Annotated in this window: 20 protein-coding genes; 10 read left to right on the forward strand and 10 right to left on the reverse strand. The window is 55.5% G+C overall.

Annotated features, from left to right (window positions below; all coding sequences use genetic code 11):
• Positions 1-26: 26 nt before the first annotated feature.
• From URZ40_RS13560 to URZ40_RS13575, 4 genes are all read right to left on the reverse strand, one after another.
• Complete coding sequence (locus tag URZ40_RS13560; protein WP_320720678.1) at positions 27-389, reverse strand: YibL family ribosome-associated protein; 363 nt, start codon at positions 387-389, stop codon at positions 27-29.
• Between the two features lie 58 nt (positions 390-447).
• A complete protein-coding gene (mtlR, locus tag URZ40_RS13565) occupies positions 448-1,038 on the reverse strand; it encodes a mannitol operon repressor MtlR (RefSeq protein ID WP_047363332.1) in 591 nt (196 codons plus the stop codon).
• On the reverse strand, positions 1,035-2,183 hold the full coding sequence (gene mtlD / locus URZ40_RS13570) for a mannitol-1-phosphate 5-dehydrogenase (RefSeq protein WP_233003627.1): 1,149 nt from the start codon (positions 2,181-2,183) through the stop codon (positions 1,035-1,037). The genes mtlR and mtlD overlap by 4 nt, the downstream gene beginning before the upstream one ends.
• A gap of 103 nt (positions 2,184-2,286) precedes the next feature.
• On the reverse strand, positions 2,287-4,194 hold the full coding sequence (locus URZ40_RS13575) for a PTS mannitol transporter subunit IICBA (protein ID WP_116343017.1): 1,908 nt from the start codon (positions 4,192-4,194) through the stop codon (positions 2,287-2,289).
• A 636-nt stretch (positions 4,195-4,830) separates the two neighbouring features.
• Here URZ40_RS13575 and URZ40_RS13580 point away from each other — a divergent pair.
• From URZ40_RS13580 to URZ40_RS13590, 3 genes are all read left to right on the forward strand, one after another.
• Entirely contained in the window at positions 4,831-5,187 is a 357-nt protein-coding gene (locus URZ40_RS13580) for a DUF3302 domain-containing protein (protein ID WP_116343019.1), read from the forward strand.
• A gap of 2 nt (positions 5,188-5,189) precedes the next feature.
• Positions 5,190-6,326, forward strand: coding sequence for an HlyD family secretion protein (locus tag URZ40_RS13585; RefSeq protein WP_116343021.1), 1,137 nt, complete (start codon positions 5,190-5,192; stop codon positions 6,324-6,326).
• A gap of 90 nt (positions 6,327-6,416) precedes the next feature.
• Positions 6,417-7,025, forward strand: a complete 609-nt coding sequence (locus tag URZ40_RS13590) for a glutathione S-transferase (protein ID WP_316380423.1) — start codon at positions 6,417-6,419, stop codon at positions 7,023-7,025.
• A 27-nt stretch (positions 7,026-7,052) separates the two neighbouring features.
• Here the strand turns inward: URZ40_RS13590 and URZ40_RS13595 are convergent, their stop codons facing one another.
• A complete protein-coding gene (locus URZ40_RS13595) occupies positions 7,053-7,943 on the reverse strand; it encodes a hypothetical protein (protein WP_320720679.1) in 891 nt (296 codons plus the stop codon).
• Between the two features lie 226 nt (positions 7,944-8,169).
• Here URZ40_RS13595 and selA point away from each other — a divergent pair, with 226 nt between their 5' ends.
• Entirely contained in the window at positions 8,170-9,558 is a 1,389-nt protein-coding gene (selA, locus tag URZ40_RS13600; RefSeq protein WP_320720680.1) for an L-seryl-tRNA(Sec) selenium transferase, read from the forward strand.
• Positions 9,555-11,393: a selenocysteine-specific translation elongation factor gene (gene selB / locus URZ40_RS13605; protein ID WP_320720681.1), complete on the forward strand. Its 1,839-nt coding sequence runs from the start codon at positions 9,555-9,557 to the stop codon at positions 11,391-11,393. Before selA ends, selB begins: the two co-directional genes overlap by 4 nt.
• Before the next feature lie 3 nt (positions 11,394-11,396).
• Here selB and URZ40_RS13610 read toward each other — a convergent pair whose 3' ends face one another.
• Positions 11,397-12,281: an ROK family protein gene (locus URZ40_RS13610; protein WP_316380427.1), complete on the reverse strand. Its 885-nt coding sequence runs from the start codon at positions 12,279-12,281 to the stop codon at positions 11,397-11,399.
• 165 nt (positions 12,282-12,446) lie between these two features.
• Between URZ40_RS13610 and aldB the strand changes: the two genes are divergently transcribed.
• Complete coding sequence (gene aldB / locus URZ40_RS13615; protein ID WP_320720682.1) at positions 12,447-13,985, forward strand: aldehyde dehydrogenase AldB; 1,539 nt, start codon at positions 12,447-12,449, stop codon at positions 13,983-13,985.
• Here the strand turns inward: aldB and URZ40_RS13620 are convergent.
• On the reverse strand, positions 13,982-14,947 hold the full coding sequence (locus URZ40_RS13620) for a LysR family transcriptional regulator (RefSeq protein WP_116343034.1): 966 nt from the start codon (positions 14,945-14,947) through the stop codon (positions 13,982-13,984). The two genes, aldB and URZ40_RS13620, sit on opposite strands and share 4 nt — an antisense overlap.
• Positions 14,948-15,064: 117 nt before the next feature.
• Here URZ40_RS13620 and URZ40_RS13625 point away from each other — a divergent pair, with 117 nt between their 5' ends.
• The 3 genes from URZ40_RS13625 (at position 15,065) to URZ40_RS13635 (ending at position 16,619) form a co-directional block, all read left to right on the forward strand.
• Positions 15,065-15,805 (forward strand): MipA/OmpV family protein, encoded by a 741-nt coding sequence (locus URZ40_RS13625; RefSeq protein WP_320720683.1) that lies wholly within the window; start codon positions 15,065-15,067, stop codon positions 15,803-15,805.
• 209 nt (positions 15,806-16,014) lie between these two features.
• On the forward strand, positions 16,015-16,200 hold the full coding sequence (locus tag URZ40_RS13630; RefSeq protein ID WP_151412682.1) for a type II toxin-antitoxin system HicA family toxin: 186 nt from the start codon (positions 16,015-16,017) through the stop codon (positions 16,198-16,200).
• Between the two features lie 14 nt (positions 16,201-16,214).
• Entirely contained in the window at positions 16,215-16,619 is a 405-nt protein-coding gene (locus URZ40_RS13635) for a type II toxin-antitoxin system HicB family antitoxin (protein WP_116343040.1), read from the forward strand.
• Positions 16,620-16,648: 29 nt separating this feature from the next.
• On the opposite strand, the gene URZ40_RS13640 is transcribed toward URZ40_RS13635, so the two are convergent.
• Positions 16,649-18,598 (reverse strand): glycoside hydrolase family 127 protein, encoded by a 1,950-nt coding sequence (locus URZ40_RS13640; RefSeq protein WP_320720684.1) that lies wholly within the window; start codon positions 18,596-18,598, stop codon positions 16,649-16,651.
• 10 nt (positions 18,599-18,608) lie between these two features.
• Positions 18,609-20,009 (reverse strand): MFS transporter, encoded by a 1,401-nt coding sequence (locus tag URZ40_RS13645; protein WP_316380431.1) that lies wholly within the window; start codon positions 20,007-20,009, stop codon positions 18,609-18,611.
• Between the two features lie 221 nt (positions 20,010-20,230).
• Between URZ40_RS13645 and URZ40_RS13650 the strand changes: the two genes are divergently transcribed.
• Positions 20,231-21,049, forward strand: a complete 819-nt coding sequence (locus URZ40_RS13650; protein ID WP_320720685.1) for a helix-turn-helix domain-containing protein — start codon at positions 20,231-20,233, stop codon at positions 21,047-21,049.
• 30 nt (positions 21,050-21,079) lie between these two features.
• Here the strand turns inward: URZ40_RS13650 and avtA are convergent, their stop codons facing one another.
• Positions 21,080-22,333: a valine--pyruvate transaminase gene (gene avtA, locus URZ40_RS13655; protein WP_320720686.1), complete on the reverse strand. Its 1,254-nt coding sequence runs from the start codon at positions 22,331-22,333 to the stop codon at positions 21,080-21,082.
• Positions 22,334-22,560 lie beyond the last annotated feature (227 nt).

A 22,560-nucleotide genomic window follows, 5' to 3' on the forward strand; every position in this document is an offset into this window, starting at 1 on the left:
AGAGGGCGGGTTGAGGGGAAGAACGATCAGAACGCGGTCTTACAAAAGCCCGTCATCTCTTTCAGGCCCATCTCGCGGCCAAGCTCGGTCATCGGGTGCACCACCACCAGGCCACGGACGCTTTTCTTCAGCTTGCCCATGTCAGCCTGCTCTTTTTTGGTGATCGCGCGGCGGTGCGGCATGTTCATCAGTTTCTGCGCTTCTTTGCTCAGCTTCTGGCTTTTCACTTCGCGCAGGCGCTCGATTTCAGCTTCCAGCTTCGCGGTCTCTTTCTCCAGCTCGGCGTACTTCTCGGCGGAATCGACCAGCGACATGCCAGCCATCTGGTGACGGATCAGATCCAGGCGGTCGCTCAGGCGTTTAATTTCGTTCTTTTCGACTTCTTTCATGACAAATGACTCTGAAAACGGGGAATTTACAGGGAAGGATACACCAATGTGAACGGGCTTACTTCTGAAACGCTTTTTTTAAGCTGATTTTAGAAATCAGCTCAGTCAGGGAGAGGACCATAGTGGAACGGACAACCTGTTGATAGCGCAGCTTTTGCATCGCGTACAGTTCAGGGTCGCTGTTATCAAAATGGGGAGCAGGAGGCAGGGCGGTAACGCAGTGCAGCTCGCCGAAGGGGCCCAGAATCTCATCATCGGTAAAGGTATACTCATTACCGTCATGATTGAGCTCTTCGCGCAGCGCCATTAACAGTTCCGCATCTTCATACTCTTGTCGGTTGAGCACGCCCAGGCCATAAATCAGCTTCAGGCGCACCGACAGATCGCCCAGCGGTCCGTCTCCGTCCAGTAACGGTTCTACAGCGTACTTTACCGCGTAGTCGTCTTTGCGAAACACCTGAAGCACCAGAATGTTCACCGCCTCGGTTAACAGCTCGACGGCGGCAATCAGGAAACTTCGTACGGTTTTGCCAGCATTCAGACGCTCAAGCACACGATTTTCAAAGGCCTGGGTTTGTTCCATTATTGCCTGCATATCTGACAATCTGTTATTCGGGCGCAGGCTAACCTGCGCCGGATTCTGTATCATTTGGTTGCGTTATATGCGTTAACCGCCTCCGCCACCACGTCGCTGCTGGCGTCCAGACCGGAAATCTGCGCCAGCGCAGCCTGCGCGCCTTTGTCATCAATCAGCTGAGCCAGCTCAATCGCCTGCGGATCCTGCTCGCTGCGGTAGTGCATCGCGGCGGCAATTCCTTTCACCAGATTGGCGTGCGGCAGACCGTATTCCAGCGTGCCGAGCAGCGGCTTAATCAGGCGGTCGCCCGCGCTCAGCTTACGCAGCGGCTGACGGCCCACGCGCTCAACGTCATCTTTCAGATACGGGTTTTCAAAGCGGCCGAGGATTTTCTGGATGTATGCTGCGTGTTTATCAGCATCAAAACCGTAGCGTTTGATCAGCACCGCGCCGCTCTCTTCCATCGCCCCTTTTACCACCGCGCGGATCTGCTCATCGAGGATCGCATCACGAATGGTCTGATGACCGGCCAACTTTCCGAGGTACGCGGTTATAGCATGCCCAGTGTTCAGCGTGAAGAGTTTGCGTTCGACAAATGCCATCAGGTTATCGGTTAATTCCATACCCGGAATGGTCGGCAGCGCGCCCTTAAACTGGGTTTTATCGACGATCCACTCGCTGAAGGTTTCTACGGTCACTTCCAGCGGATCGTGGGTGGCGGATTCGGACGGCGGAACAATGCGGTCCACGGCGGAATCGACAAAACCAACGTGCGCGTCAACCCAGGCTTTATCTTCGTCAGCCACGGCCGCCATGACGTGACCTTTCAGCTGCGTGGTACCGCGCACCATGTTTTCGCAGGCGATGATGTTCAGCGGAGCGTCGTTGCCCTGCGCCTTACGTTTTGCCAGGCCTTTCGCGACTGCTGGAGCGATACGCTCAAGTACGACCGGGCCCACAGCGGTGGTCACCAGGTCAACGCTGGCGATCAGATCAATCACGTCGTCGCCGATGCTGCTGACCGCGTTGACGCCAGAGACGGTTTCAACCTGTTCATTTTCACCCACCACATGGACCTGATAGCTATGACGGGCATTCAGGGCATCCAGAACCACCTGATTCACATCGGCGAATGTCAGGGTAATGCCCGCGTCTGCCAGCAGTTTACCGATAAAGCCACGACCGATGTTACCTGCACCAAAATGTAATGCTTTCATAGTGTTAACCTTAATCAATGTTTTTACCCGAGAGGGCTGGGGTGAGGAACGTTTACCCCCTCACCCTAGCCCTCTCCCCAAAGGGGAGAGGGAAGAGGGACTGCTATTTGTTGAGCAGGGCCAGAACTTCTTCAACGCTGGTGGTGTTAGCCAGACGCTCAATGACGGTTTCGTCGTCCAGCGCGTTGGTCAGGCTGGTAATCACCTGAATGTGCTCGTTATTGCGAGCGGCGATACCAATCACCAGACGGGCGATGTCGTCCTCTTCTTCACCGAAGCGCACGCCGTCAGGATACTGACAGAACACTACGCCGGTTTTCAGCACGCGGTCTTTCGCTTCAACCGTACCGTGCGGAACCGCGATAGATTCACCCAGGTAGGTCGGCGTCAGTTTTTCACGTTCCAGCATCGCTTCAACGTATTCTGGCTGAACGTAGCCGCCTTTCACCAGCTGTTCACCGGCAAAGCGAATCGCCTCTTCTTTAGTGGCCGCGGTACGACCGAGGAAAATGTTCTCCGCACCCAGCTTGAACAGGTGAGCATTGCTCTCGTCAAAGCTGTCCTGCAGGCTGGTACGCACTTTCACTTCATTATCTTCATGACGCTGCGCGGCAACCAGACGTTCGGTCAGGCTGGTGTACAGGCCGCTGTCGAGGAAGTTGGTCAGCGAGATGTGCTGTGCCTGCGGCACCTGGCGCATGGCGCGTTCGGTCAGGTCGCGGTGCGTGATGACCAGGTCAACATCCGGCGGCAGGCTGTTAATGGCGCTGTTGGTCACGGAGATGTTGGTCAGGCCCGCATCCTGCACTTTCTTACGCAGCACGCCTGCACCCATTGCGCTGGAACCCATACCGGCGTCGCAGGCAACGATGATTTTACGCACGTGGCTCAGGTCGTTAGAGACATCGCCAGCCGCCAGCGGGGTCGCGCCTTTGGATTCGGCTTTCATGTCGTGCATACGACGGGTCGCCGCTTCAATATCGTCGTCTTCTTTCACTTTGCTGGTTTTCAGCAGGATAGAAGAGACCACGAAGGAGACCGCCATTGCGGCACAGATCGCCGCGATGTTCGCGAAGTACGCGCCTTTCGGGGTCATCGCCAGCACCGCCAGGATAGAGCCCGGAGAAGCAGGAGAGACCAGGCCGCCGCCCAGCACGCTCAGGGTGAACACGCCGGTCATACCGCCGAGGATAACTGCCAGGATCAGGCGTGGGTTCATCAGCACATACGGGAAGTAAATTTCGTGGATACCACCCAGGAAGTGGATGATAGCCGCACCGCCAGCAGACTGCTTCGCGCTGCCGCGACCAAAGAACATGTACGCCAGCAGAACGCCCATGCCCGGACCCGGGTTCGCTTCAATCAGAAAGAAGATGGACTTGCCGAGATCGTGAGACTGCTGAATACCCAGCGGCGAGAAGATACCGTGGTTGATGGCGTTGTTCAGGAACAGGATTTTCGCCGGTTCAACGAAGATAGACGCCAGCGGCAGCATGTCGTGCGCCACCATGAAGTTAACGCCCGCCGCCAGCAGTTTGGACAGCACTTCAACAGCCGGACCAATGCCGAGGAACGCCAGAATCGCGAGGATCATCCCGATGATGCCCGCAGAGAAGTTGTTCACCAGCATTTCAAAGCCGGATTTGATCTTGCCATCAACCCAGACGTCGAATTTCTTAATCGCCCAGCCGCCGAGAGGACCGGCAATCATCGCACCGAGGAACATCGGCATATCCGCACCGACGATAACACCCATAGTCGTGATAGCACCCACTACGCCACCACGGTCACCGCCCACCAGACGACCACCGGTGTAACCGATGAGCAGCGGCAGGAGATAGGTAATCATTGGGCCAACAAGTTTCGCCAGCGTTTCGTTAGGCAACCACCCTGTCGGAATAAACAATGCGGTGATAATACCCCACGCGATAAACGCGCCGATATTTGGCATCACCATGTTGCTGAGGAAACGACCAAAGCTTTGAACTTTGATCTTGAAATCGGATGACATAAAACACCCCTTCTTATGTTTACGCTTAGGCTTGCGGCCCGAGGTTTATCGTTAATGTGCGGCGGCAGAGGTAGCCGGGCCCTGTTCTGATGCTGTGAAATCTGGCACTGAATCGTTCAACTGTCCAGACAGCGAAAGTTTATGTGATGCACATCACGTAAATGCAGGTGGTGTGCCGCCCTTCATGGTGATCTGAATCACAAAATAAGTGGGCAAAAAAAATACGATGGCGAGAAAAGAAGCAAAAACCACGGTTTTTTGTGATGCATGTCTCGTTTTGGTTTCGTGAGTTTGTTTCTGGATTGTGACTGATTTCACAAAATATTTTTATGCAGATTTCTCCGACTGGGATCGGCGTCAGGATGGCCTTCCGTGACACGGAAAGCTAAAAAAACACTTTTTGTATGTAGTATGGCGGAAAGCTAAAACCTGAATTACGCTCATTATGTAAGGTTGAGTATATTATTATTCAGGATATATTTTGACACGCTTATAAACTTGCATGGAGATATTATAAAAAACGATACTCCCCGGCTCTGAAATAATCAGCGTGCCTTTTAAATTTAAAAATAAATTAATTAGGCTGCGTGCTGTTTTATTAGTTTAATGAGTTGACGTTGTTTAAGTGAGGAGAATATGTTTCTCAACTATTTCGCGCTGGGCGTGTTGATTTTTGTATTTCTGGTTCTTTTTTACGGAATCATCGCCATTCATGATATCCCCTATAATATGGCCAAAAAGCGCAATCATCCCCATGCCGATGCTATTCATACGGCAGGCTGGATCAGCCTGTTTACGCTCCATGCCATCTGGCCGTTCCTGTGGATTTGGGCCACCCTGTACCGCGAAGATCGCGGCTGGGGTATGCAGAACCACATCACCAGGGCGGATGAGGTTCCGGGCATGGATGCGCTGGCCAAACGCGTGGCCGAGTTAGAACACAAGCTGGCAGCGGTTCAGCCCTCTGATGATAAAAACACGCTGGAGCGCTAATCATGGATCTGTTGATTATTCTGACCTATGTGGCATTTGCCTGGGCAATCTTTAAAATATTTCGTATTCCGGTAAACCAGTGGACGCTTGCTACCGCGACGTTAGGCGGCGTGTTTATTGTTGCCGGACTTATTTTGCTAATGAACTATAACCATCCGTATACCTTTACGGCGCAAAAAGCGGTTATTTCCATTCCGATTACGCCGCAGGTCACGGGGGTGGTGACTGAAGTGACCGATAAAAATAACCAGCTCATTAAAAAAGGCGAAGTGTTATTTAAACTGGATCCGGGCCGCTATCAGGCGCGCGTCGACAGACTGAAGGCAGACCTGGTGACCGCGACGCACAATATCGACAATCTGAAAGCGCAGCTGTCGGAAGCGGTTGCCAATACGACACGCGTCTCCGCTGAACGCGATCGCCTGTATAAAGATTATCAGCGCTACCTGAAAGGCAGCCAGGCGAAGGTGAATCCGTTCTCTGAAAGCGATATTGATAACGCGCGGCAGAACTATCTGGCCCAGGATGCCATGGTGAAAGGTTCCGTTGCTGAACAGACGCAGATTCAAAGCCAGCTGGACAGCATGGTGAACGGCGAACAGTCGCAGATTGCCTCGTTACGCGCCCAGCTTGCTGAAGCGAAATACAACCTCGATCAGACCGTGGTGCGCGCGCCGAGCAACGGCTATATCACCCAGGTGCTGATTCGTCCGGGAACCTATGCCGCCGCGCTGCCGCTGCGCCCGGTGATGGTCTTCATTCCTGAACAGAAGCGTCAGATTGTGGCCCAGTTCCGTCAGAACTCGCTGCTGCGCCTGAAGCCGGGCGATGAAGCGGAAGTGGTGTTTAACGCGCTGCCGGGCCAGGTGTTCACCGGTAAGCTCACCAGCGTTCTGCCTGTGGTGCCGGGCGGGTCGTATCAGGCGCAGGGCGCCTTGCAGGCACTGACCGTCGCGCCGGGTACGGATGGCGTACAGGCGCTGATTGAGCTGGAGCCTAACGCCGACGTCGATGCTTTGCCGGACGGCATTTATGCCCAGGTGGCGGTCTATTCGGATCATTTCGCCCACGTCTCGGTAATGCGTAAAGTGTTGCTGCGTATGACCAGCTGGATGCACTACCTCTATCTCGATCACTAATCCTTCCGGGGCAGGAATGCGACACGTATACCTGCCCTTTTTTCATCGCTTGATCCATACTGACTTTTTCCCGGCATCAAGGATCAGGCAATGAAACTCATCGGTAGCTACACCAGTCCCTTCGTGCGAAAAATCTCGATTCTCCTGCTGGAGAAAGGGATTGAATTTGAATTCGTTAATGAGCAGCCCTACAACGCCGAAAACGGCGTCGCGCAGTATAACCCGCTGGGGAAAGTTCCGGCGCTGGTAACGGACGAGGGCGAATACTGGTTCGATTCCCCCATCATTGCGGAGTATGTCGAACTGCTGGGCGTTGCCCCGGCAATGCTGCCGTCTGACCCTAAAGCGGCGCTGGCGGTGAAGCAAATTGAAGCCCTGGCCGATGGCATTATGGATGCGGCACTCACCTCCGTACGCGAGCAGGCGCGTCCCGCCGCGCAGCAGTCAGAAAACGAATTGCTGCGCCAGCGGGAAAAAATCAGCCGCAGTCTGGATATGTGCGAACAGCTTATCCGGGAGGGCAAGATCCACACCGACAGCCTGAACCTGGCAACCATCGCCATCGCCTGCGCCATCGGCTATCTCAACTTCCGCCGGGTGTCCCCAGGCTGGTGCGTAGACCGTCCGCTGCTGGTGAAACTGGTAGAGGCGCTATTTCAGCGCGAAAGTTTCGCTCGTACCGAGCCACCAAAAGCGTAACCCGGTTGCCCGGCGAAGCCGGGCAGATTAGTTACATGTCGAGAGAATTTCTTTTTGCTTGTCTGAAAAATAATAGAATTTAGCCGAGGTGACAACTTCGCCAAGATAACCTTTTGGATATTTGATATAGAAATCCATCGCCTGGATATTTTTATCAAGGTGGGCAGGGAAATCAGGCAGACTACCTGCCATTGGGCGAGTGAGGTGGTTAGAGTCTGCACCAATATAATAATCAGGGTTACCAAATTGTGCGCGACCATATTCAAACACAATAGGCTCAGCACCATATTCATCCATAAATGCACTAGTAACGTTAGGGTCGCCAATCTTTGTTACGGCGAAAACCTCTACGCGTAAATATTCAAAGTTTCTGGTCATGGTGAAAATCGTGGTGTCGATGGAGTCGTCAGACAGGGACGGGAACATGCCAGAATGCACATAAATAAAGTCATTAGGATATTGTTCTAAAACTTTATTATAAGCAGACAAGCCTCGCCCAACGGTGGGATGCCAGTCTGCTGGATATGGCTGACAATCCGATTTATCCATACATACAGGTTTGGAAAGGTAGCTACCGGTTGTTCCTGAGGGGTTGTTATCGTATAGCAGAACCGTGGAGGGAAAAGGATCGCGCCCAGTGGCCGGTTTTGTTTTCAGGTAATTATAACCATCACTGTTACTGTACAGACTATAAAGATCGCCACGTTTTCTTTGGTCTGCAGCAACATAAATAATATTATAAGCCATACCATCGAAGTTTTCGATGTAATCATCGACTCTGAATTTAATCGGCATCGGTGCGTCGGGTAGTGAGCACCTTTTGGCAAAGCCAAATTTATTATCAGCCTGCGTTTGAGCGGTATAAAGAGTGCAGGTCGATAATAAAAGAGCAGCGAGAACCTTGATCTTCATTTTCATCTGTATGCTTCCATGCGTTACGGGGTAAGGAATTCATAATAATATTCGCTTCGTTGATTGATTGATATTGATGTTTTCTGAATTATTTATTCAAGTAAGTTATGAAATAATTTTAATTATTCTCGGTAATTATTGATCTGGGTAAATTAAAGTATGCGGATGTATAAGGACTCCCTCAGGTCAACCTGCTAAAATAGCCACAGATTTCTTACTCTCAGGCAGGCTTATGAACCAGACGCACAGCTCGCTTTATCGTCTTCTCCCCTCTACGGATCGCTTGTTGCGAGACGTAGGATTTCGCCCTCTGCTCGCCAGATATGGTCATACCCGCGTGGTCGCTGTGCTGCGGGATTTACAGGACGAGGCGCGCAGGACGATCGGTGAGAAGGGCGTATTGCCGGTATGGAATGACGACTGGGTACGAGCCGTTTCAGAATATCTCTCCCAAAGCCATGCCCACGCCCTGCGCCCGGTGATTAACCTGACGGGAACCGTGCTGCACACCAACCTGGGGCGCGCGCAGCAGGCGGAAGAGGCGGTGGCTGCGGTCGTGCAGGCCATGCGCTCGCCTGTGACGCTGGAGTACGATCTGGACGGCGCCGGGCGCTGGCATCGCGATCGCGCGCTGGCGGATCTGCTCTGCCAGCTAACCGGCGCGGAAGATGCCTGCATTGTGAATAATAACGCGGCGGCGGTGCTGTTGATGCTGGCGGCGACCGCGAGCGGCAGAGAGGTGGTGGTGTCCCGCGGCGAGCTGGTGGAGATTGGCGGGGCGTTTCGCATCCCGGACGTGATGCGTCAGGCGGGCTGCACGCTGCATGAGGTGGGCACCACGAATCGTACCCATGCGAAAGATTATCGCGCGGCGGTGAATGAAAATACCGCCCTGCTGATGAAGGTCCACACCAGCAATTATCATATCGAGGGCTTCACCAAAACCGTTGACGAGGCCGAGCTGGCAGCGATTGGGCAGGAGATGAATATTCCGGTGATTGCCGACCTCGGCAGCGGTTCGCTGGTGGATCTCAGCCTGTACGGGTTGCCAAAAGAGCCGATGCCGCAGGAGATGATTGCCGCAGGCGTGAGCCTGGTCAGCTTTTCCGGCGACAAACTGCTGGGCGGGCCACAGGCCGGGATTATCGTCGGCAAGCGCGAGCTGATTGCGCAGCTGCAGCAGCACCCGCTCAAGCGCGCCCTGCGGGCCGATAAAATGACCCTTGCCGCGCTGGACGCGACGCTGCGGCTCTATCTCCACCCGGAGAAGCTGGCCGACCGTCTGCCCACGCTGCGCCTGTTAAGCCGGGATGCCGCCTCGATTCGCGCGCAGGCCGAACTGCTGCTGCCGCGCGTCGCCCCGCACTACCCCGATTTTGACGTCCGCATTGAGCCCTGCCAGTCGCAGATAGGCAGCGGTTCGCTGCCGGTGGACAGGCTGCCGAGTGAAGCGCTCACGTTCACCCCGCGTGACGGGCGCGGCAGCCGCCTTGAGGCGCTGTCGTTGCGCTGGCGCGGCTTGCCGACGCCGGTCATCGGGCGGATTTACGATGGCCGCATGTGGCTGGATCTGCGCTGCCTTGAAGATGAAGAGCGATTTCTGGAGATGTTGCTGAAATGATTATTGCCACCGCCGGTCACGTCGACCATGGAAAAACCACGTTGCTGCAGGCGATCACCGGCATAAATGCCGATCGCCTGCCGGAAGAGAAAAAGCGCGGCATGACCATCGATCTGGGCTATGCCTACTGGCCCCAGCCGGATGGCCGCGTGCTGGGCTTTATTGATGTTCCGGGGCATGAAAAGTTTCTGTCTAACATGCTGGCGGGCGTGGGGGGCATCGATCATGCGCTGCTTGTGGTGGCCTGCGACGACGGCGTGATGGCGCAAACCCGTGAGCATCTGGCAATCCTCCAGCTGACCGGCAACCCGCAGCTGACCGTGGCGCTGACTAAAGCCGATCGCGTGGATGAGGCGCGCATCAGCGAGGTGCGTGAAGCGGTGCGGGCGACCTTACGGGAATATGGTTTTGCCGAGGCGTCTCTTTTTGTCACCGTGGCGACTGAAGGCCGCGGTATCGACGATCTTCGCCACCACTTGCAGCAATTATCGTCGCGTGACCACGCCAGCCATCACCGTTTCCGTCTGGCGATTGACCGGGCGTTTACCGTAAAAGGCGCGGGGCTGGTGGTCACCGGTACGGCGCTGAGCGGTGAAGTGAAGGTGGGAGATAGCCTGTGGCTGACGGGCGTTAATAAACCGATGCGCGTGCGCGGCTTACATGCGCAAAACCAGCCCGCAGAGCACGCCCACGCCGGGCAGCGGATCGCGCTCAACATTGCCGGGGATGCGGAAAAAGAGCAGCTTAACCGCGGCGACTGGCTGCTGGCCGACGCCCCGCCCGAGCCGTCTGAACGCGTGATTGTCTCTCTGCAGACGCACGTACCCCTGACCCAATGGCAGCCGCTGCATATTCACCACGCGGCCAGCCATATCACCGGGCGCGTGTCCCTGCTGGAAAACGATCTTGCCGAACTGGTTTTTGATTCGCCGCTCTGGCTGGCGGACAACGACCGTCTGGTGCTGCGGGATATTTCCGCGCGGGAAACGCTGGCCGGGGCGCGGGTAGTGACGCTTAACCCGCCTCGACGCGGCAAGCGTAAGCCTGAATATCTGCAATGGCTGGCAGCGCTGGCCCAGGCTCCGGATGATAACGCCGCGCTGCGGGTGCATCTTGAGCGCGGGGCGGTGAGCCTGAGTGATTTTGCATGGGCACGTCAGCTGAGCGACGAAGGACTACGTCAGTTGACCCGGCAGCCGGGCTTTATTCAGGCCGGCAACAGCCTGCTCGATGCGCCGGTGGCTGCACACTGGCAGCGTAAGATACTGAACACGCTCGCAACGTACCATGAACAGCATCAGGATGAGCCCGGTCCTGGCCGTGAGCGTCTGAGACGCATGGCGCTGCCGATGGAAGATGACGCGCTGGTGCTGCTGCTGATTGAAAACATGCGCGAAAGCGGGGTGATTAAAAGCCATCACGGCTGGCTGCATCTGCCGGATCACAAGGCCGGGTTCACCGCAGAGCAGGAGGCTATATGGCAAAAAGTGGCCTTAATGTTTGGGGATGAACCGTGGTGGGTTCGCGATCTGGCGCGTGAGACGAATACCGACGAGCAGGCGATGCGTCAGGTATTGCGCCATGCGGCGCAGCAGGGGCTGATAGTCGCGATCGTGAAAGATCGTTATTACCGTAACGATCGCATTGTGGCATTTGCCAACTTGATCCGCGAACTGGATCAGGCGCGCGGCTCCACCTGCGCAGCCGATTTCCGCGATCGGCTGAACGTAGGCCGCAAGCTGGCGATTCAGATCCTGGAATATTTCAACCGCATCGGGTTTACGCGTCGCCGGGGTAATGACCATCTGCTTCGCGACGCGCAGCTGTTCCCCTGAGCGCTACGTGCTGCGGGAGAGTTTCTGCTTAGCCAGCCATACCGCGCCCAGTCTTCCCGCCTGGTTACCCAGCTCGCAGGGCAGAATGGGCACCTTGAGTGCCTCCCACTCCTCGAATCGCTGTAGATATTTATCGAGCAGGAGATAGATTTTCTCCTGCTCGCTTACCCCGCCACCAATCAGCACTGCCTGTGGATCGAACATCGAGATCACGCTGTAAACGCCGCGTGAGAGAAAATGTGCCCAGGCTTCAATAGCTTCGCGCAGATGCACGTCGCTCTCCATACGTTTAAAAAGCTCCTCGCCGTCAGGCATCTCTTCTTCTGATACGGCCAGCACGCGGCGGCAGGCTTTCATCAGGCCGCTGGCAGACGCAACCTCGTGCATCGGTTCGCCCTGATCCCCGACGGGTAGCACGCCAAATTCGCCGGCGCGGTAATGTGACCCGCGATAGAGATCGCCTTCCATCACAATCCCGCCACCGATGCCTGTGCCGATGGTGATGCAGACGAAATGCTCGTAATCCTTACCTGCGCCCTGCCAGCGCTCGCCCAGCGCCGCACAGTTGGCGTCGTTTTCTACAGTGACGGGAAGGTCGGTCAGCCCGGCGAAGAGTTCGCACAGGTTTTCGCCGTCGAGATAGTCGAGCGCGCCCGCTTTCGCCGCTTCGCCGCTGTGGTGGTTAATATGGCCGGGAAAACTCACGCCGATACCGGCGATGTCGTGTTCGTCCTGATACGCTTCAACCACCGCTTTCCACTTCTTTTTAAAGGTGTTTTTATCCTCAGGGGTATCGTACTCGTCCGTCGCCAGCTCCCTGCCATTTTCATCAATCACGCCGTGCTTGATGTGGGTTCCGCCTACGTCAAAACCGATAAATAGCTGCATCGCATCGTTCCTCATGAGCGCTTGAGCTGATAAGTATGGCTCAGTAGCAGAAACGAAACGTAAAGTACGGTAATCCGTGATACGGCTCGTAAACCCGTCACCCACTGGCGAGAAAACCGCCAGCCGGGACTACCCTTGTTGTATAACAACAGCAAGGAGACGGTCATGACAAATAATCCTCCCTCTTCGCGTATCCAGCCCGGCGAATATGGTTTTCCCCTCAAGCTGAAGCCCCGCTATGACAACTTTATTGGCGGCAACTGGGTGGCCCCCGTCGACGGCGAATACTATTCCAACCTGACCCCCGTTACCGGCCAGCCGCTGTGTGAGATAGCCAGCTCAGGCGAGCGTGATATCGACCTGGCGCTGGATGCCGCGCACAAAGCGAAAGATAAATGGGGGCATACCTCCGTTCAGGACCGCGCGGCCATTTTGTTCAAAATCGCCGACCGGATGGAGCAGAACCTGGAGCTGCTGGCGACGGCAGAAACCTGGGATAACGGCAAGCCGATCCGGGAAACCATGGCGGCAGATGTGCCGCTGGCTATCGACCACTTCCGCTATTTTGCCTCCTGTATTCGCGCGCAGGAGGGCGGGATCAGCGAAGTTGACAGCGACACCGTGGCGTACCACTTCCACGAGCCGCTGGGCGTCGTCGGGCAAATCATTCCGTGGAACTTCCCGTTGCTGATGGCGAGCTGGAAAATGGCCCCTGCGCTGGCCGCCGGGAACTGCATTGTGCTTAAACCGGCGCGTTTAACCCCACTCTCGGTCCTGCTGCTGATGGAAATTGTTGGCGATCTTCTGCCGCCGGGGGTCATTAACGTGGTGAACGGCGCGGGCGGTGAGATAGGAGAATATCTGGCCACCTCAAAACGGATCGCTAAAGTGGCGTTTACCGGGTCGACGGAAGTGGGCCAGCAGATTATGCAGTACGCCACGCAGAACATCATTCCGGTGACCCTGGAATTGGGCGGGAAATCCCCGAACATCTTTTTCGCAGACGTGATGGAGGAAGAGGACGCTTTCTTCGATAAGGCGCTGGAAGGGTTTGCGCTGTTTGCGTTTAACCAGGGCGAAGTCTGCACCTGCCCAAGCCGCGCGCTGGTGCAGGAATCCATCTATGAGCGCTTTATGGAGCGGGCCATTCGCCGCGTCGAGTCAATCCGCAGCGGTAACCCGCTCGATAACGTCACCCAGATGGGGGCGCAGGTCTCGCATGGCCAGCTGGAAACCATCCTTAACTACATTGATATCGGTAAGAAAGAAGGGGCGGATATTCTGACCGGCGGTCGCCGTAAGGTGCTCGGCGGGGATCTGCAGGAAGGGTATTACCTTGAGCCGACGATCCTGTTCGGGCAGAACAACATGCGCGTCTTCCAGGAGGAAATTTTCGGACCGGTTCTGGCCGTGACAACCTTCAAAACGATGGAGGAGGCGCTGGAAATTGCCAACGACACGCCGTATGGCTTGGGGGCGGGCGTCTGGAGCCGCAACGGTAATCTGGCCTATAAAATGGGCAGGGGCATTCAGGCCGGGCGCGTCTGGACCAACTGCTACCACGCCTATCCGGCGCACGCGGCATTTGGCGGTTACAAGCAGTCGGGCATCGGGCGTGAAACCCACAAGATGATGCTGGAGCATTATCAGCAAACGAAATGTCTGCTGGTCAGCTACTCCGATAAACCGCTGGGGCTGTTTTAATCGCCCAGCTCAGGCCGTCCGTGGGCGGCCTGAGCAATTTGCTGGCGCAGGCAGTTCAGAACGCCATCCAGAACGTATTGCACACGCCATGGCTGGTATTCGCGTTTGCGGAAGATGGCCGTCAGATCGAGCCACCACTCTTCCTGGTGCGGGAAGCAGGGAACCAGCGTGCCCTGCGTTAATTCTCTTTTCAGGCTCTCTTTCGGTGCGAACACAATGCCAAGATTATTTCTTGCCAGCTCCAGGGCCGTCTGCGTATTGTCGCAAATATAATTTCCGGTCACCCGATAATCATGCACATCATCGCTGCCATGCATGCGAAAACGCCAGATATTGGCATCATCGACGAGCATGGAGTCAATCAGGATACACGAGTGATTAATTAAATCTTCAGGTCCGGATAAAGGGTGGTTATTTAAATATGCCTGGGTTGCGAATGCCGTGACGGAATATTTTGTTAACACGCTGGCGACCAGGTTTTCATCTTTCGGCTGAGCATAGGTAATTAAAATATCGCAGTCATCCGGAAAGGAAACGCCTTCTGAAAATTCATTGCGGTTCAGATTATAGGTTTTCAGGGAGATGCGAATGTCCCCGATGTCCTTTATCTGGTGGATCACCTGGCGCGCGAGATAGGTCACGATGCCCGTTGGGGCATAAATCGTAACTTTTCCACGCTTTTCATGCTTATAATCGGCAATGAAATTAACAAGTTGAGTGTGTTTGTCCAGTGTGGCGTCGACATACGGGAGTAACGCTTCACCAAACTGTGTCAGAGCGAGCTGACGGGTCGTGCGCTCAAAAACCTTAAGCCCAACCCGCGTTTCAAAATCAGAGAGATATTTACTGACGTTGGCCTGCGCCATGCCCAGCAGGGCGGCGGCATCACCAATGCTGTGGGTGGCTGCGATGACGGAGATTATTTTTAATTCGCGTGGCTTTAGCTGTAATTTACTCATCATGCGCACCCATCTATATGATTTTATATATAATATTATATAAACCGCAGCGTTGCATTGGCAAATTTGTAACCATTATTATGCGCCCCGCTTGTTTGGCATTTTAATGGATTACACGTAATGACTATTAAATACAATTTACTCATCGCTGCCACGTTACTTGCAACATCCTCAGCAATGGCCGGAGATTTTTCACTTGGAGCGGGGGCTGTATTTAATGAGTCTCCTTACAAAGGCTATAACGAAAATACTACCGCAGTACCGTTAATTAGCTACGAAGGCGATCGTTTTTACGTTCGTCAGACCACCGGAGGATGGATCCTGTGGAAAGACGCAAAAAATGAATTCAGCCTGACCGCGTCGTGGATGCCGCTGCATTTCGATCCTGATGACAACGACGACCATCAGATGAAGCAGCTTGATGAGCGTAAAGCGTCAGCTTTCCTCGGCGGCGCGTACTACCGCCATGAAAGCTGGGGGTCGCTGAAAGTGGCGGTCTCGGGTGATGCCACGGATGAAAGCGGAGGTGTGGTGGGTGAGGTCTCTTACTTCCGTCCAATCAGGATGGAGCGCCTTACCCTTACGCCCTCTGTCGGTATTTTCTATAGCGACGAGAGCTATAACGACTACTACTACGGCGTATCCGGCAGCGAGTCTCGCCGCTCAGGTCTGGATCAATACACCGCCGGTGACAGCTGGACGCCCTACGTTGGCCTGGCGGCTAAATATCAGTTAACCCAGAAGCTGTACCTCAACGCCAGCGCGGTCTACACCGTGTTGCCTGACGACGTGAAGAACAGCCCGATGATCGACCGCGACGACAGCTTCGTGCTGATGACCGGCCTGACCTGGCGTTTCTGATGCGGTAAAGCCGGGTGGCGGCGTTGCCTTGCCCGGCCTACGATCGTGCCTGTATTTTTGTCTGCAATACAATGTATTCCTTTTTCATTTCTCGATGCTTCTTCCCGTTCCGTCAAAACACCGCTGCACTGATGTTCCTTGTGCGCTAATGTGATTTAACCCGATAGCGATGGTGTGTATCATGTGTATAATCATGGAAGGATTGGGATGTGAAAAGTGCGGATGTCATTACTGTTCTGATCGGCCACGGCTGGAAATGTGTCAGAACGAAAGGAAGCCATCATCAGTTTCGCCATCCCGTGCAGAAAGGACTGGTTACCGTCCCACATCCTAAAAAGGATATTAAACCGGGCACGCTCGCGCAGATATGGCGGCAGGCGGGAATTAAACACTGATATCAGGAGTAGTTATGTTTTATCCGGCTTACATTCATTCTGACACCGACGGTAGCGCCAGCGGCTTTTTCCCTGACGTTCCAGGCTGTTTTTTTGCAGGTGACTCCCTGGATGACGCATTTCAGGATGCACGTGAGGCGCTCACAGCGCACTTCGAAGCGCTGTTTGAAATGGATGAAGCATTGCCGCTGCCGGGTAACGTGGAAGCGCACCTGGAAAGCCACCCTGACAACTTCACTGGCGGGCAATGGCTGCTGGTGGATATTAATATGAAACAGTTCGACGGTAGGGCCGAGCGTATCAACATCACCATGCCTCGTCGTTTACTGATGAAGATTGATTCCTTTGTCAGCGAGCATCCGCAGTTCAGCAATCGAAGTGCGTTTCTGGCTGAGGCAGCACGTCGCGTGCTGCCATAGCGTTCAACCTCTCCCGTGGGTGAGGCTATTCAGCCTTCATCCACCCATATCCGCATTTCCCCTTCTCCCCGGTTAGCCCAGCTAAACCAGGGAATAAAGGTCAGCGTCCGGGGCTGACGCTGTACCGGCGAGCGATCGTACTGCCACAGCGCCTCTGTCTCCTTCGCGTGGCCCCCGATCCCCTCCGCCTGTATCAGCATCTTGTGCGCGAAAATGCCTTTGCCTTCAAACACCCGGAACTCGCTCTCTCGTGGCAAGGAGAGGTTATGCAGGTTGGCGCCGTTATCCGCTTCTTCCAGGCAGTAAACCAGCGGGCCGCGCTGGAGCGCGACTTTACCCGCCTGCTGGCGCACCTGGGGGTTACCGTACACGCGGCGGACCGGCATCGGTAGCGTGAGGGTCAGGGTATCGCCTTCCTGCCAGCGGCGGCTGAGATAGAGGTATCCACGGGATATCTCGCCAGTCATGGCTTCGCCATTCAGCGAAACAGCAGGTTCCGCACACCAGTCCGGTAGCCTGAGTGCCAGCGTATGGGTGACCGGAACCGGCGAGGTGATTTCGATCTTCACCTGCTCCTGCCACGGATAGTTACCGCTAATGCGCAGCTGTAGGGTGCTATCACCCACCGGAATGGCGACGTCGTTCCCCACGTACAGGTTGATCAACAGCGCATCCGGGCGAACGGTATAAATATAGTGCCCCAGCGAGGTCAGCACGCGGGCAATGTTCGGCGGGCAACAGGCGCAGCCGAACCAGCGCTGGCGCACCGGCTTCACGTGGTCATAGATATGGTTAAAGGCCAGCGTTTTCGGATGCACCTCCAGCGGGTTCACGTAAAAGAAATGCTTACCGTCCAGTGCCATCCCGCCCAGCACCGTATTGTACAGCGCGCGCTCCATCACGTCGGCGTAGTGGCCGTCTGCCTCCATCTCCAGCATCCGGCGGGCAAACATCATCAGGCCAATGGAGGCGCAGCTTTCGGCATAGACCGTATCGTTGGGCAGATCGTAATCGCTGCTGAACGCCTCGCCGCTGTTTTGCGAGCCAATCCCGCCGGTAATGTACAGCTGGCGCTGCGCCATGTTGTTCCACAGCCGCAGACAGTCCTGCCGTTTACCCTCGTCATGACTCAGGCGCGCCAGGTGCGCCATGCCCGCCATCAGGTAGACGAAACGCACCGCGTGGCCGATGGCCGTTTGCTGCTCGGCAAGCGGCTGATGCGCCTGGCTGTAGGCTTTGTCCTTGACCATCCATGCCGGACCATAGGTGTTCCAGTAAGACGTTTTGCCGCGCTTCTCGTATTCGGTATCGTAGAAGTGAGGCTGCGCGCCGCGTTCTTCGATAAAGTATTTCACCAGATTGAGATAGCGCGACTCCTGCGTGACATCGTACAGCCGCATCAGCGCCAGCTCGATTTCCGGGTGACCAGGGTAACCGTGCAGCTGTGTTTCGCCCGGGCCAAACACGCCATCGATATGGTCCGCCAGCCTGCACACCACGTCCAGCAGGCGACGTTTTCCGGTTCCCTGGAAATACGCCACGCCCGCTTCAATCATATGCCCGGCGCAGTACAGCTCGTGACATTCGGCCAGATTCGTCCAGCGTTCCTCGGGGGCTTTTACCGTAAAGTAGGTATTGAGGTAGCCATCTTCACACTGCGCCGCCGCGACCAGCGAAATCACCTCGTCGGCAGTTTTTTCCAGTTCTGCATCCGGTTTCTGGCACAGCGACCACGCCACGGCTTCGAGCCATTTCGCCACGTCGCTGTCCTGAAACACCATCCCGTAAAACTCCCCCTGTTCCAGACCGGCCGCGATGCGGAAGTTGGTGATGGCGTGGCTGGGTTCGGCCTCCGCCACGCGGTCGTTCAGCGCATCCCACTGGTAGGGGATGACCACGTCCCGGACCAGCCGTTGATACTGCCCGAGAAACGGGTCGTTGATTTTCAGCTGGTGCAGATCGGGTTCCATTATGGACATAGCGTTCTCCTCAGGACGGTACGTGACGCTGGCGCAGATCGGTGGCAATGCGCGACATCACAGGGTTGTTAAGCCTGCACCAGCGGATAGCGACCGCCAGCAGCAGGTGGAAAAGGGCAGGCAGCAGCGTCTCCATGGCGGTGATCCCCTGCAATGAGGCTGGCGTCTGGTTGCCCGCGCCTGGCTGATAGGCCACGGCGATAAACACCAGGCTGATGATCCCGGCGCTGGACGCCCATGCGAGCTTGATGAAAAACAGGTTGAAGGCGAAGTTCATGCCCGAGGAGCGCACGCCGGTTTTCCATTCACCGTAGTCGTCGGCAAAGGCCATGAGCGAGAAGTGCAGCGGCAGAGTGAAGCCCAGGATCACGCCATTGCTTAAAATGACGATCAGCCATAGCGTCTGGTGCGCCGGGTCACCCGGCAGGAACCACATACCCACCGCAAGCGCCGCGAGCACCAGGTTGGTGTGGTAGTAGAGTTTGACGGTATCAATGCGGCGCGACAGCGGGCTGACGATCACCGCGCCCAGAATGGCGGCGAAGGTCACCATCGTGAAAAACAGCGAGGTGTACGCCGTGCTGCCTTGCAGCACGTAGGTGATGAAGTACATATAACCGCCGCCGCGAATATTGAAGACGTTGATCAGCAGGAACGACATCACCAGCATCAGCAGCAGCTGATCGTTTTTACGCAGGCCCGCCAGGTGCTCGCGCAGGGTGAATTTGCCCATCAGCGCCAGCGGGACGCGTTCGCGCACCCAGAAGAAGCAGCACAGGAACATCACCACGGCGATGGCGCACAGCACGCCAACGCCCAGCTGATAACCCCGGGCAGCATTGCCCTGGCCCAGCTCCGCGACCAGCCACGGCAGGCCAACGGAGACCAAAAAGCCCGCCACGCCGCACAGCACAAAGCGCCATGACTGGCAGGCTATCACCTCGTTGTGGCGGGTGGTCATGGTGTTAATCAGCGCGCAGTAGGGCACGTTGATGGCGGTATAGCCCACGGACAGCAGCAAATAGGTGCCGAACGCCCAGGCGATTTTCACGCCCATACTGGCGTCCGGGACGGTGAAGGTCAGTACGCCAACGATGCCGATGGGGAGCGCGACCCACAGCTGCCAGGGGCGAAAGCGTCCCCAGCGGCTCTGCGTGCGGTCGGCAATGACGCCCATCACCGGATCGGAAATGGCGTCAAACACGCGAAGGGCAATAAACAGCGTGCCCACCAGCGCAGGGGTGAGGCCAAATACATCAGTATAGAAAAAGGTCAGAAAGTTCATGATCAGGCAGGTAATCACCGTGCCGCCCGCATCGCCCAGGCCGTAGCCAATTTTCTCGCGGACGGAGAGCCGGTCATCGACTTTCTGGTTTGCAACGTCTGCGTCTGTAATCGGTGTGGAAGTCATGGGTAACTCCTCGATAAACGATTTTTTATCGTATTTGTAGGTACCCTGTTTATTCTGCATTCAACGGCCAGACCAACAAGGGAAGGGAAAAGTATAAAAAGGTGACGATTCCGACCTGATGATGAAAATGTGATTCCGATCGGACAGTTGTTCGAATATTGATTAATAATCAACGTCTAAGTCGAAAATTAACGGTAATAAAAGCGGAATGGTGAATATCCATGCTCGAATTATCCATAGCGCTTCCGGTTAAGGTCCAGAACGGCGGGTTGTTTATTTCCCGCGGAGTGGGCCGCCATCCTGCGCGAAAATTAACGTCATGGGAGATTATTTTTGTCGAAAAAGGGATATTAACGATCCAGGAAGAAAATCATATTTTTGACGTTAATGCAGGAGAGAGTTTGCTGCTCTGGCCGGGCCGTCGGCACGTAGGGGTGGAAGATTTTCCGGCGGACCTGCGCTTTTACTGGCTCCATTTTGAGGTGGAGCTGCCAGATTCAACGTTACCCAACGCCGCTCCTCTGGCAATAGAACAACACTGCCGCGTAAGGGATGCGGAATATGTGATTGCGCTATTTCGGCAATTCCTCAGCGAGCAGGAGAAATTACAGCGCAGTATGGCGCTGGAGATGATTTTATTATTGATTTTACAGCAGGTGTCCCGTTCGTCAGGATATGAAGATAACGCGGATCAAGCCGGCGCGGCGATGGCCTGGAAGGCAAAACAGCTTATTCGCACGCAGTTTCATTTACCAATATCCACATCGCAGCTGGCAAAAGCGTTGCACTGTAATGCAGATTATCTCGGGCGTGTATTTCGCCGGACTTTCCATTTAACCCTGACGGAGGCGATACATCGCCAGCGCGTCAGGGCGGCGGAAAAACTGCTGCTCAACGATTCTGCATCGTTAACCGAGGTCGCAACGCGCTGTGGCTTTAATGACGTGGGGTATTTCCGGCAGATATTTTCTAAGCATACCGGGTTAACCCCCGCCGTGTGGAAACGGCGGTACTGTAAGGAGCATATTAACTCCGGTTGACCCGGCGGCATAATCTGGCGTAACGCGTTACTAACCGGCTTCGTGCCAGGCTTTCTCGATTTCTTCAGCGAGAATTTTGACGCCTGCTTCAATTTTTTCCGGATCGGGCACGTAGTTCATGCGCATGCACTGGTGAGTGTGCGGCCACGGCTTATCCAGACCCGGGAAGAAGTAATCGCCCGGCACCATCAGCACGCCGCGCTTTTTCAGGCGCTGGTAGAGCAGCTCGGTGGTAATCGGCAAATCCTTAAACCACAGCCAAAGGAAAATCGCCCCTTCAGGTTTATGGATCAGGCAGCGTTCTTCCGGTAAATAGCGGCGAAGCGTCGCGATCGTCTCCTGAACGCGCTGGAAATAGAACGGCTTTATCACCTCATTAGACAGACGCAGCAGGTCGTTGCGCTTAATCATTTCGCACATCATCGCCGGGCCAATGCCGCCCGGTGAGAGGCTGATAATGCCGTTCATATTGGTAATAGCGGTGATGATTTTCTCGTTAGCGATGATGATGCCGCAGCGGCTGCCCGGCAGGCCCAGCTTAGAGAGGCTCATGCACAGGACAATGTTCGGGTTCCACAGCGGACGCGCTTCGCTGAAGATAATGCCCGGGAATGGCACGCCGTAAGCATTGTCGATCACCAGCGGAATGCCGTGCTGATTCGCCAGCGCATCCAGCTTAATCAGCTCGTCGTCGGTGATCACGTTGCCCGTTGGGTTAGTCGGGCGCGATACGCAGATCATCCCCGTCTCTTCACCGATATGCAGGTGTTCAAAATCGACGTGATATTTGAACTGGCCTTCCGGCAGCAGCTCGATGTTCGGACGCGCGGAGACGAACAGATCCTCTTCCAGGCCGGAATCGGCATAGCCGATATACTCCGGTGCCAGCGGGAACAGCACTTTTTTGGTGGTGCCGTCGGCGCGACGTCCTGCGAACAGGTTAAACAAGTAGAAAAACGCGCTCTGGCTGCCGTTTGTCAGTGCAATATTCTGTGGTTCGATATCCCAGCCCAGCTCTTCACGCAGCATTTTGGCAAGGAGAGTCAGCAGCTCGGTTTTACCCTGCGGACCGTCGTAATTGCATAGCGCATCGGTCGCTTTACCGTTTTCCAGCATCTGTGCGAGCAGCGTCTGGAAATAGGTCGTCATCTCCGGAATTTGCGCCGGGTTTCCGCCGCCGAGCATGATGGCGCCCGGAGTGCGCAGCCCGTCGTTGAGGTCCTCCATCAGGCGAGTAATGCCTGAATGGCGGGTGAATTTGTCGCCGAAAAGTGAAAACGTCATAGCAGGTGTTCTATCGAGCTTATTTTGAAAGTGGGTAACCATAACGCTAGCACCGTGCTGGTGCAAATCGGGGGATGTGGTCGGATTTGTCTTTTTATATGGTAGGTTTGAATTTTTGTAGTGAATAGTTCTGGTGGAATTCCCCTCACCCAAACCCACAACCCCGCCGGGAGAGGGGGCTGCACGGCGCCCGCGGTTTCCCCACCCCCCCGTTGGGGGGGGGGCGG

The sequence above is a fragment of the Enterobacter sp. 296B2 genome (assembly GCF_034106185.1).
GTDB classification, from domain to species: domain Bacteria; phylum Pseudomonadota; class Gammaproteobacteria; order Enterobacterales; family Enterobacteriaceae; genus Enterobacter; species Enterobacter cloacae_N.